The following is a 9886-nucleotide window of genomic DNA, read 5'->3' as shown; positions in this document are numbered from 1 at the left end:
AAAAAGAAGATTAAATTATCTAAAGATGGGTTTGGACTCTGCCTTTGACAAAATAAATAAAGTTGAAATTTTAAGAGAAGATGGAAGCAAATTAGGTTCTGCTAAAGATGCAAATGTTGGAGAAGTTATTTCTTTGACTTTTAAAGATGGAAAAGTTAAATCCAAAGTTCAAAATGTGGAAATGAGGGATTAAATGGAAAGAGATTATGAAAGTTCTTTTAAAGAGCTTGAAAATATTATAAAGGAACTTGAGTCTAAGGACATTAGTCTTGAAGATTCCATAAAAAAATATGAAAAAGGGATTGAACTCTATAAGTATTTAAATAATACTTTAAAGGCTTATGAAGGCAAGATAAAAACTATTGCAGAGGAAAATTCTGAATTTATTGGGGACAAAAAAGATGAGAGATATAGATAATTTGTTAGAAAAATTTAATAATTATTTGAGTTCTTTGCTTGAATACGACAACAGTCTTCAACACAAGGTCATTGATTCTATGAAATATTCCTTGTTTTCTGGAGGAAAGAGAATTAGACCAATGTTATCTCTTATAAGTTTTTGTGAATTTTCAGATGAAGATTTGGATAAAATCCTTCCTTTTGCTGCTGCAATTGAAATGATACATACTTATTCTCTTATTCACGATGATCTTCCAGCCATGGACGACGATGATTTTAGAAGGGATAAACCAACGAATCACAAGGTTTACACTGAAGGTGTAGCTATTTTAGCTGGCGATGGTCTTTTAAATATGTCAATGGAAATTCTTTTAAGACACATTGAAAATATTGAAGATAAAATCGATTTAAAGCGTGCAATGAGAGCTATGAAATATATTTACAGTGCCACTGGTGTAAATGGGATGATCGGTGGTCAAACTATTGATATTGATTTTGATGTAGCTGATTACACTGAAGAAGATTGCGAAAATATGTATAAGTTAAAGACGGGAGCACTAATTAAGGCTTCAGTTGTTGTAGGTGGAATCATTGCTGGTTTAGAAGCTGATAATATAACAAAACTTTCTAAATTTGGAGAATCTATTGGCATTGCATATCAACTTGAAGATGATCTTTTAGATGAAGAGAAAGATCCAGACAGTGGAGAAGTAAATATGCTTTTATTCAAGGATAAAGAAGATCTTCAAAATGAAATTATTGACTTAACTAATGCTGCTTATGAAGCTTTAGAAGGTCTAGAATTAAAGCAAAATGCGCTAAAACCTTTTGTAGCAAAATTAGTAAACAGGAGCAAGTGATGGCAAAAAAACGAGCAGACGTATTATTAGTTGAAAAGGGACTAATTGATTCTAGAGAAAAGGCCAAAAGACTAATAATGGAAGGCAAGGTTTTTATTGGAACAGAAAGAGTAGAAAAACCTGGAACTCAATTAAAAGATAATGAAAAAATTTATATAAAGGGTCTTGAAAATACTTTTGTATCTCGTGGTGGTCACAAGCTTGAAAAGATGATTGATGATTATGAGATTGATTTAAAAGATTCTGTTTGTGTTGATATAGGAGCTTCTACTGGTGGTTTTACCCACTGTATGTTAAAACATGGAGCAAAAAAAGTTTATGCCATTGATGTTGGATACAATCAACTTGATTATAAACTTAGGATGGACGATAGGGTTGTATCTCTTGAAAGGACAAATATAAGATATTTTGACAAGGACCTTATAGAAGAAGACGTGTCTTTTATTTCTATTGATGTGTCCTTTATTTCTCTTGAATTAGTTCTTCCAGTTGCAAAAGATATTCTTGGTCAAAGAGGAGAAATAGTTGCTCTTGTAAAGCCACAATTTGAAGCTGGCAAGGGAAAAGTTGGAAAAGGTGGAATAGTTAGAGATAAAAAAGTACATATTGAGGTTATAGAAAAAATCCTTAATCTCACAGAAGAACTAGGTCTTAATATTAAGGCTCTTACTAATTCTCCAATTAAAGGAACAAGTGGAAATATAGAATTTTTAATTTATTTGTCAAATTATGGCGAAAGCACTGAAACTTTTGATGCTAAAGAAGTTGTAAATAAGGCTTATGAAAATTTAAATGATTAGGTGAAATATGCTTTTAGAGTTAAATATCGAAAATTTTGCAATAATTGAAAATATGAAAATTGAGTTTGAATCTGGTCTAAATGTTTTGACAGGAGAAACTGGTTCAGGTAAATCAATAATCATAGACTCTCTTGGTCTTGTCCTTGGTCAAAGGGTAAACAAAGATATTATAAAAAAAGGAAAAGACAGGGCATTTATCGAAGCAGTTTTTTCTTCTTATGACGAAGAAACCAAAGATCTCTTATTAGAATATGGGATTGAATCAGGGGATTTAATTGTTGTATCAAAGGAAATAAGAGAAAAAGGACCATCAATTACAAGGATAAACAACAGAACTGTTACATCTCAAATTTTATCAAAGATTTCAACTCATCTTATCGATATTTTTGCTCAACATGAGTCAATTTCATTAATGGACAACAAAAATCAATTAAAATTAATTGATGATTTTTCTGCAAAGGAACAAAAGAATTTACTTTTAAATTTAAAAGATGTAGTTCAAGAAATTAATGATTTAAAAAATGAATATCATGAAAAATCAATGCTTGAGCAAAATAAGGATAGAGAAATTGATCTTCTTGAATATCAAATTCATGAAATTGAAGATGCAGCTTTAACAGACTATGATGACGAAAAACTTTATGATGATTTCAATTATTTAAACAATATGACAGACACTCTTGTGAAACTCTCTGAAGCTAAATCTCTTATAAATGAATCTTATGAAAGCAGCTCCTTAGAAGATATCCTCGATAAAATAATTGCAAATATAGTTGATGTTTCAAAATACAACAAAGATCTAAAAGAAGTTGAACAAGATTTAGAGGATATTAGATATAGGATTTCTGATATTGCAAAAGAACTGGTTAGATATGTAAACTCTAGTGAAATTGATGAAGAAAAGCTTTTATACTTAAAAGAGAGGATAGACTTAGTCAATAATTTAAAATTAAAATACGGAAACAATGTAAAAGCTATAAATAAATTTTACAGTGATATAAGTGAGAGACTTCATTTTCTTCAAAATTATGAAGATAACTTAAATAAACTTCAAAATAAAATTAAAAATATGGAAGAGGAAGCTCTTCTTCTTGCAGAAAAAATAAGTAAAAATAGAAAAGACACTGCAAAAGTTTTAGAGAAAAAAGTTGAAGAAGAGATTGTAAAATTAAATATTAAAGATGCAAAATTTAAAATTGATATAAGTGAAAAAGAGCTTTCCAAAGATGGAATTGACAAAATCGAATTTTTAATTGCTCCAAACCTTGGTCAAGATTTGATGCCTATGGCAAAGGTTGCATCTGGTGGCGAAATGTCAAGAATTATGCTTGGTTTTAAGAGCATAATAGCAGAAAAAGATGATATTCCAACACTTGTGTTTGATGAGATAGATACGGGTATAAGTGGAAGGACAGCACAAATTGTAGGCAACAAGATAAAAGAACTTGCAAGAGATAGACAGATTATAGTAATTTCTCACTTACCACAAATTGTTGCACTTGCTGATACTCATTTTGCAATAAAAAAAGATGTAGTTAACAACAGCACAATTTCTACAATTGACAAATTAAATTATGATGAGCGAGTTAGTGAAGTTGCGAGATTAATTGGCGGAATAAATGTTAGTGAAATTGCAATTGAAACTGCAAAGGAAATGATTGGTGATTAAATGACAAAATCAAATTATGAAGAGAGAACTATGAAATCCACAAAAATATTTGATGGAAAGGTTCTGCAACTTAGAGTTGATACTGTTGAGATGGAGGGTCAAAAATATACAAAAAGGGAAATTGTTGAAAGACATCCATCTGTTGGCATTGTTGCTATAACTGAAAATGACGAAATTATTTTAATAAAGCAATACAGAAAGGCAATAGATAAAGAAATTTATGAAATACCAGCTGGAATGGTAGATTTTGGAGAAGAACCTCAAAAAGCCGCTCTTCGTGAACTCAAAGAAGAAACTGGTTATGATGCCAATAAATCGGAATATCTTGCAGAAATTTATTCTTCTCCTGGTTTTACAAATGAAAAATTATTTATTTTTTATGCAGAGGACTTAACTTTAGGAGATCAAGACCTTGATGAATTTGAACATCTTTCTGTAGAAAAAGTAAAATTTGAAGAAGCACTAAAACTTGTGAGTTTAGGTGAAATAAATGATGCAAAGAGTCTTGCTGCAATCTTATATTACAAGAACTTTAGGAGGAATAATGGATAAATCAATTAATTATATAAAAGAAAAAATTAAAAACGAGCCGGAAATTGGAATAGTACTTGGTTCAGGTTTGGGAGATTTCGCAGACACAATTGAAGATAAAATAGAAATTCCTTATAAGGAAATACCTGGTTTTCCAGTTTCTACTGTAAAGGGACATGATGGAAAATTAATTTTTGGAAAAATAGATTCTAAAAATGTATGTGTAATGAAGGGAAGAATTCATTATTACGAAGGTTATGATATAAAAGACGTGGTTTATCCTATTGAAGTTTTGGCAGGTCTTGGAATAAAGACAATAATTTTAACAAATGCTGCTGGTGGAGTTAATGAAGAATTTGAACCAGCTGATTTAATGATTATAAGTGACCACATTAATTTAATGGGTAAGAATCCTCTAATTGGACCTAATGATGAAAAAGTTGGGCCGAGATTTCCAGATATGACAGATTTATATAATAAGGAACTTGTTGAAGTGGCAGAAAACTCTGCAAAAAAACTTGGGATTAATGTAAAAAAAGGTGTTTATATGTATTTTACTGGTCCATCTTATGAAACTGCTGCTGAAGTTAGAATGGCTAGAATTTTAGGGGCAGATGCTGTTGGAATGAGCACAGTTCCAGAAGCAATTCTTGCAAGACATAGGGGACTTAAAATTTTAGGTATTTCAACAATAACTAATATGTCTACTGGAATATTAGACACTCCACTTGATCACACAGAAGTTGTTGAAGTGGGAAAAGAAGTGGCTGGCAAGTTTAAAGAATTATTAATGGAAATCATTGAGGAAATTTGATGAATTTTTTAGATATTATACAAAAGAAAAAAGAAAATAAAGTTTTAAGTCAAGAAGAAATAGAATTTTTTATAGAAAATTATGTAAAGGGAGAAATTCCTGATTATCAAGTTTCAGCCTTTTTAATGGCAGTTTATTTTAATAAATTAAATTTAGATGAAACTTATTATCTTACAAAAGCTATGATTGATTCTGGAGAAACAGTTGATTTATCAGGAGTTCCTGGATCTAAAGTTGACAAACATTCAACAGGTGGAGTTGGAGATACTGTTACTTTAGTCCTTGGACCTTTGCTGGCTTCAGTGGGACTTGTCTTTGCAAAAATGAGTGGAAGAGGACTAGGACACACTGGTGGAACCCTTGACAAGTTAGAATCAATTCCAGGATTTGATATAAATATTAGCGGAAAAGATTTTATAGAAATTTTAAAAAAATCAAATATAGCAGTAATTGGGCAAACAGAAAACATTGTGCCTGCTGATAAACTTTTATATGCCCTAAGAGATGCAACAGCTACTGTAGATAATGTAAGTCTAATTGCATCATCTATACTTTCGAAGAAAATTGCCCTTGGAACAGATGCCCTAGTACTTGATGTAAAAGTTGGAAATGGTGCTTTTATGAAAGATGTGCCATCAGCTGTAGAACTTTCTAAGTTAATGGTAGAACTTGGCAAAAAATTTGGCAGAAATACAAAAGCTATTATTACAAGTATGAATGAACCTCTTGGAGATGCAATAGGAAATAGTCTTGAAGTTATTGAAGCTATAAATATCCTAAAAGGAGAAAAGGAAGGTCATCTTAAAGATATAGCCTTGAGAATTGGTGCAAAACTAATGTTAATGGAAGGAATTGCAAATTCAGAAGAAGAGGCAGTTAAGACTCTTGAAGATAAGATTAAAGATGGATCTGCAATTGAAAAATTCAAGGAAATGGTAGAACTTCAAAGTGGAGATAAAACTTATATTGATGATACAGATAAATTTAAAAAATACTTCAATAATAAAAGATATTTATGCAGAAGAATCAGCTTATGTAAAATCAATTGAAGCAATAGAAATTGGAATTGCATCAAGAGATTTAGGTGCAGGAAGACATGAAAAGGGCGATGTTCTAGATTTAAGTGCAGGAATTTATCTTCACAAAAAAGTTGGAGACTTTGTGGAAAAAGGAGAAAAACTTGCCACAATTTATACTGAAAAAGAAAATGAAGTTGAATCTGCTATTGAAAGAATTAAAAACGCCTATACTTTTTCTGATAAAAAAGAATCTTATGCACTAGTTTTAGAAGAGATTGATTGAGATGAAAAACTTAGAAATAGGATCAATTATAATTAATATAATTGCCCTAATGGTGGCGATTATTCCTCACGAGATAGCTCACGGTTATGTAGCATATCTCTGTGGAGATACAACTGCAAAAGATGATGGAAGGCTTAGTTTAAATCCACTAAATCATATTGACCCAGTGGGTTTAATTTCCATGATTATTTTTAGATTTGGATGGGCTAAGGCTGTTCCAATTAATCCCTATAGATTTAAGGGAAATAGAAAAGTTTCTTCTCTTTTAGTATCTCTTGCCGGAGTTTTTACAAATTTTGTTCTTGGATTTATTTCAGGAATAATTTTAGTTTATTTAAATTATAAATCATCAGCTCTAGTGCCATTATTTTCATCAATTTTTTGGTACAATATTATGCTTGGTGTTTTTAATCTTGTACCCTTGCCACCTCTAGATGGTTCCAAGGTTTTGGCTACACTTTTGCCAGAAGAAATAGAATATAAATTTTATAAGTACGAAAAATATTTTTACTTTATTTTAGTTATTATGCTTTTTTCTGGAATAGTTGATAAATTTATTGGACCTATTATTTATGGAATAATTAATGGAATTATTTCAGTGGGAATTAATTTATGGAATACAATATTGTTTTAAAAACTTATGAAGGTCCAATGGATCTTCTTTTAGATTTAATAAAAGAAAATGAAATAGATATTTATGACATACCAATTTTTAAAATTACTGAAGAATTTTTAGAATATATTGAAAATATGAAAAAGCTAAATTTAACTCTAACTTCAGATTTTATTTTAATGGCATCAACTTTATTAGAAATAAAATCAAAAATGCTCCTTCCAAAAAAAGAAGCCCTTGATGAAGAGGGCGAAGTGGAAGAAGATCCTAGACAAGATTTAGTTGAGAGCCTTTTGGAATATAAAAAATATAAAGAAGCTTCGGAAATTTTAAAAATTCAAGAAGAGTATGAATCCAAGTCTTTTTACAAACTTAGGACAGAAATTTTTTCTATGAGTGAAATGGACTTTTTAAAGGATTCAAATGTTGATAAACTCTCCCTTGCATTTTTTAATATTTTAAAGAGGTATAAGGATAAGGAAGTTGTTGGCATTGAGAGAGAATACTTTAAAGTTGAAGATGCTACTAGAAAGATAAAACTTGCTCTTCACAAAAATAAAAATATTAAATTTAGCGATTTATTAGTGGATATTGTTTATAAAGTTGATGTAATCACATATTTTTTGGGAATGTTAGAACTTATTAAGAATGAATATATTTATGCAAATCAAAGTGATAATTTTGCAGATATTTTAATTAAAGAGAGAGAATATAATGGACAGGAACAGACTGAAATCAATAATTGAATCAATTCTTTTTATTTGGGGTGATCCAATAAGTATAGATGATTTGGCAAGCACTCTAGAACTGAGACGTGACTATACTAGAGAGATTTTATTAGAGATGAAAGAAAATTATAAAAATGAAACTTCAGGTCTTAGACTTAGAGAAGTTGATGGTAAATTTCAACTTGGAACAAAACAAGAAAATGAACCTTATTTAAAGAATTTAATTAAAGAAAAAATGAAAAAAACCTTTCAAAGCCTGCTCTTGAAACTCTTTCTATAATTGCCTATAAACAACCAGTTACAAAACTTGAGGTTGAGGAATTAAGAGGAGTTAATTGCGACTCAACAATAAAGGGGCTTCTGGATTTTAACTTAATAGAAATTTCTGGAAAGCTAGATAGGATTGGTCACCCTAACTTATATTCCACAACTGAAAAATTTTTACAAAAATTTGGAATGGAAAACTTGGAAGAACTACCAGACCTTAAAGAATTAGAGGAGGAATCTAATTGAGATTACAAAAATACATGGCTCATTGTGGGGCTGCATCGAGAAGAAAGTGCGAGGAATTTATTCAAGATGGACTTGTTAAAGTAAATGATAAAATAGTAACAGAACTTGGCACTAAAATCGATCCTAATGTTGATAGAGTTTATCTAAATGGGAAAAGACTTACTTTAGAGGCTAAAAAAGTTTATATGATTTTGAATAAACCTATTGGCGTTGTCACAAGTGCCAATGATGAAAAGGATAGACAAACTGTAACAGATCTTGTACCAGATGATTACAGAGTTTATCCTGTGGGAAGACTTGACATAGATACAAGCGGTTTGGTTCTTTTAACAAATGATGGTGAACTAGCTAATATTATGATGCATCCAAGATATAAAATTGGAAAAAAATATATTGTGACAGTAGAAGGAAGGCCAAATGCACATGAACTTTCACTATTGAGAGAGGGACTAGACATTAGAGATTTAAAAACTTCTCCTGCAAATGTAAAAATTTTAAAATCTTTTAAACAAGATTCAATCCTAGAGATTGAAATTTTTGAAGGACAAAATCATCAAGTGAAGAGAATGTTTGACTATGTTGGTCACAAGGTAAAAAAATTAAAGAGGATTTCCATGGGTCAAATTGAACTTCTAGACTTAGAAGTTGGAAATTATAGATACCTCAATGAAAAAGAAGTAAAATATCTAAAGGGATTAAAATGATAGTAAAGGAAAAATATTTTGAGGTAGTGGATGAGGTCCTATCTCATAATTTTTTAGGAAAAATTGCCGTCGATTGTACTCTTGGCAAGGGAAATGACACTTTAAAGCTTTTAAAAGCTGTTGGAGAAAGTGGTTTTGTTTATGGCTTTGATATTCAAGAAGAAGCAATAGAAAAGACAAAAGAATTGTTAAAAGATTATAAAAACTTTAAACTCTTTTTAGACTCTCATGAAAATATTGACAGGATAGAGAGCTTTGATCTTGCGATTTATAATCTTGGATTCTTACCAGGTTCTGATAAAAAAGTTACAACCCTAAGAGATTCCACTTTAAAATCCTTAAAAAAAGCAACAGATAAAATCAATGAAGCTGGAATTATTATTGTGGTTTCTTATCTTGGACATGTTAACTCTTTAGAAGAAAGAGAAGGAGTTGACGAATTTTTAAAAAGTTTGGACCAAAAGAAATTTAAAGTTGAAAAGAGAGAATTTTACAACCAAGCTCATAATCCTCCAATTGTCTATTTAATTGAAAAGAAGGTTTTAAAATGAAGATAGGAATAATTGGTGGAGGACCTGCTGGCATGATGTGTGCCATAAAAGCAGGAGAAAAACACGACGTTGTCCTCTTTGAAAAAAATGAAAAACTAGGAAAAAAATTATTTATAACTGGAAAGGGAAGATGTAATTTAACAAATTACACAGATGAAAAAGATTTTTTAAAAAATATTGTAAATAATAAATCTTTTATGTATTCCTCTATTTATTCTCTATCACCTTTTACAACTTATTATTATTTTGAAGAATTAGGGCTTCCTCTTAAAGTTGAGAGGGGAAATAGAGTTTTTCCAGCAAGTGACAAATCTTCAGACGTAATAAAAGTCTATGAGAAAAAATTAAAAGAACTTGGAATTGACATAAAATTAAATACTGAAGTTAGATCCATAGAAAAAG

The 9886-nt window shown here is 30.2% G+C and carries 11 protein-coding genes and 3 pseudogenes; all 14 read left to right on the top strand.

The genetic code is table 11. The features are described 5' to 3' along the window. A pseudogene (locus tag HGPT_RS08990) lies at positions 1-193 on the top strand (exodeoxyribonuclease VII large subunit); the annotation flags it as partial. Beyond that, a complete protein-coding gene (gene xseB, locus HGPT_RS03390) occupies positions 194-418 on the top strand; it encodes an exodeoxyribonuclease VII small subunit (RefSeq protein WP_019138468.1) in 225 nt (74 codons plus the stop codon). Further along, positions 402-1259: a polyprenyl synthetase family protein gene (locus tag HGPT_RS03385; protein WP_019138467.1), complete on the top strand. Its 858-nt coding sequence runs from the start codon at positions 402-404 to the stop codon at positions 1257-1259. The genes xseB and HGPT_RS03385 overlap by 17 nt, the downstream gene beginning before the upstream one ends. Next, positions 1259-2059, top strand: coding sequence for a TlyA family RNA methyltransferase (locus HGPT_RS03380; protein ID WP_019138466.1), 801 nt, complete (start codon positions 1259-1261; stop codon positions 2057-2059). Before HGPT_RS03385 ends, HGPT_RS03380 begins: the two co-directional genes overlap by 1 nt. Positions 2060-2066: 7 nt before the next feature. Beyond that, positions 2067-3728 carry a DNA repair protein RecN gene (gene recN / locus HGPT_RS03375; protein WP_019138465.1) on the top strand — a complete coding sequence of 554 codons (1662 nt, stop codon included), beginning with the start codon at positions 2067-2069 and terminating at the stop codon, positions 3726-3728. Continuing rightward, positions 3729-4280, top strand: coding sequence for an NUDIX hydrolase (locus HGPT_RS03370; RefSeq protein WP_019138464.1), 552 nt, complete (start codon positions 3729-3731; stop codon positions 4278-4280). It begins immediately after the preceding gene. After that, entirely contained in the window at positions 4273-5073 is an 801-nt protein-coding gene (locus tag HGPT_RS03365) for a purine-nucleoside phosphorylase (protein WP_019138463.1), read from the top strand. Before HGPT_RS03370 ends, HGPT_RS03365 begins: the two co-directional genes overlap by 8 nt. Further along, positions 5073-6375 (top strand): annotated as a pseudogene (locus HGPT_RS03360) (thymidine phosphorylase). The gene HGPT_RS03365 and the pseudogene HGPT_RS03360 overlap by 1 nt, the downstream one beginning before the upstream one ends. Position 6376: 1 nt before the next feature. Continuing rightward, positions 6377-7009 (top strand): site-2 protease family protein, encoded by a 633-nt coding sequence (locus HGPT_RS03355; RefSeq protein ID WP_019138462.1) that lies wholly within the window; start codon positions 6377-6379, stop codon positions 7007-7009. Beyond that, positions 6988-7734 carry a segregation and condensation protein A gene (locus tag HGPT_RS03350; RefSeq protein ID WP_019138461.1) on the top strand — a complete coding sequence of 249 codons (747 nt, stop codon included), beginning with the start codon at positions 6988-6990 and terminating at the stop codon, positions 7732-7734. Before HGPT_RS03355 ends, HGPT_RS03350 begins: the two co-directional genes overlap by 22 nt. Next, positions 7703-8229, top strand: a pseudogene (gene scpB, locus HGPT_RS10595) (SMC-Scp complex subunit ScpB). The gene HGPT_RS03350 and the pseudogene scpB overlap by 32 nt, the downstream one beginning before the upstream one ends. After that, positions 8226-8933 carry a pseudouridine synthase gene (locus HGPT_RS03340; RefSeq protein WP_019138460.1) on the top strand — a complete coding sequence of 236 codons (708 nt, stop codon included), beginning with the start codon at positions 8226-8228 and terminating at the stop codon, positions 8931-8933. The pseudogene scpB and the gene HGPT_RS03340 overlap by 4 nt, the downstream one beginning before the upstream one ends. Beyond that, the gene (mnmM, locus tag HGPT_RS03335; protein ID WP_019138459.1) at positions 8930-9484 is read left to right on the top strand and encodes a tRNA 5-(aminomethyl)-2-thiouridylate-methyltransferase MnmM; all 555 of its coding nucleotides are present in this window, start codon (positions 8930-8932) and stop codon (positions 9482-9484) included. Before HGPT_RS03340 ends, mnmM begins: the two co-directional genes overlap by 4 nt. Beyond that, positions 9481-9886 (top strand): NAD(P)/FAD-dependent oxidoreductase (locus tag HGPT_RS03330; RefSeq protein ID WP_019138458.1); only part of this gene is annotated, 406 nt, incomplete at its 3' end. The genes mnmM and HGPT_RS03330, both read left to right, overlap by 4 nt.

It is taken from the genome of Peptoniphilus timonensis JC401 (assembly GCF_000312025.1).
GTDB classification, from domain to species: Bacteria; Bacillota; Clostridia; order Tissierellales; family Peptoniphilaceae; genus Peptoniphilus_A; species Peptoniphilus_A timonensis.
This window is presented reverse-complemented; position numbering and strand designations above follow the sequence as displayed.

Bases quoted from the DNA above. Each gene is read 5' to 3' on its own strand.
- xseB (WP_019138468.1), top strand. From the start codon at position 194: ATGGAAAGAGATTATGAAAGTTCTTTTAAAGAGCTTGAAAATATTATA.
- HGPT_RS03385 (WP_019138467.1), top strand. From the start codon at position 402: ATGAGAGATATAGATAATTTGTTAGAAAAATTTAATAATTATTTGAGT.
- HGPT_RS03380 (WP_019138466.1), top strand. From the start codon at position 1,259: ATGGCAAAAAAACGAGCAGACGTATTATTAGTTGAAAAGGGACTAATT.
- recN (WP_019138465.1), top strand. From the start codon at position 2,067: ATGCTTTTAGAGTTAAATATCGAAAATTTTGCAATAATTGAAAATATG.
- HGPT_RS03370 (WP_019138464.1), top strand. From the start codon at position 3,729: ATGACAAAATCAAATTATGAAGAGAGAACTATGAAATCCACAAAAATA.
- HGPT_RS03365 (WP_019138463.1), top strand. From the start codon at position 4,273: ATGGATAAATCAATTAATTATATAAAAGAAAAAATTAAAAACGAGCCG.
- HGPT_RS03355 (WP_019138462.1), top strand. From the start codon at position 6,377: ATGAAAAACTTAGAAATAGGATCAATTATAATTAATATAATTGCCCTA.
- HGPT_RS03350 (WP_019138461.1), top strand. From the start codon at position 6,988: ATGGAATACAATATTGTTTTAAAAACTTATGAAGGTCCAATGGATCTT.
- mnmM (WP_019138459.1), top strand. From the start codon at position 8,930: ATGATAGTAAAGGAAAAATATTTTGAGGTAGTGGATGAGGTCCTATCT.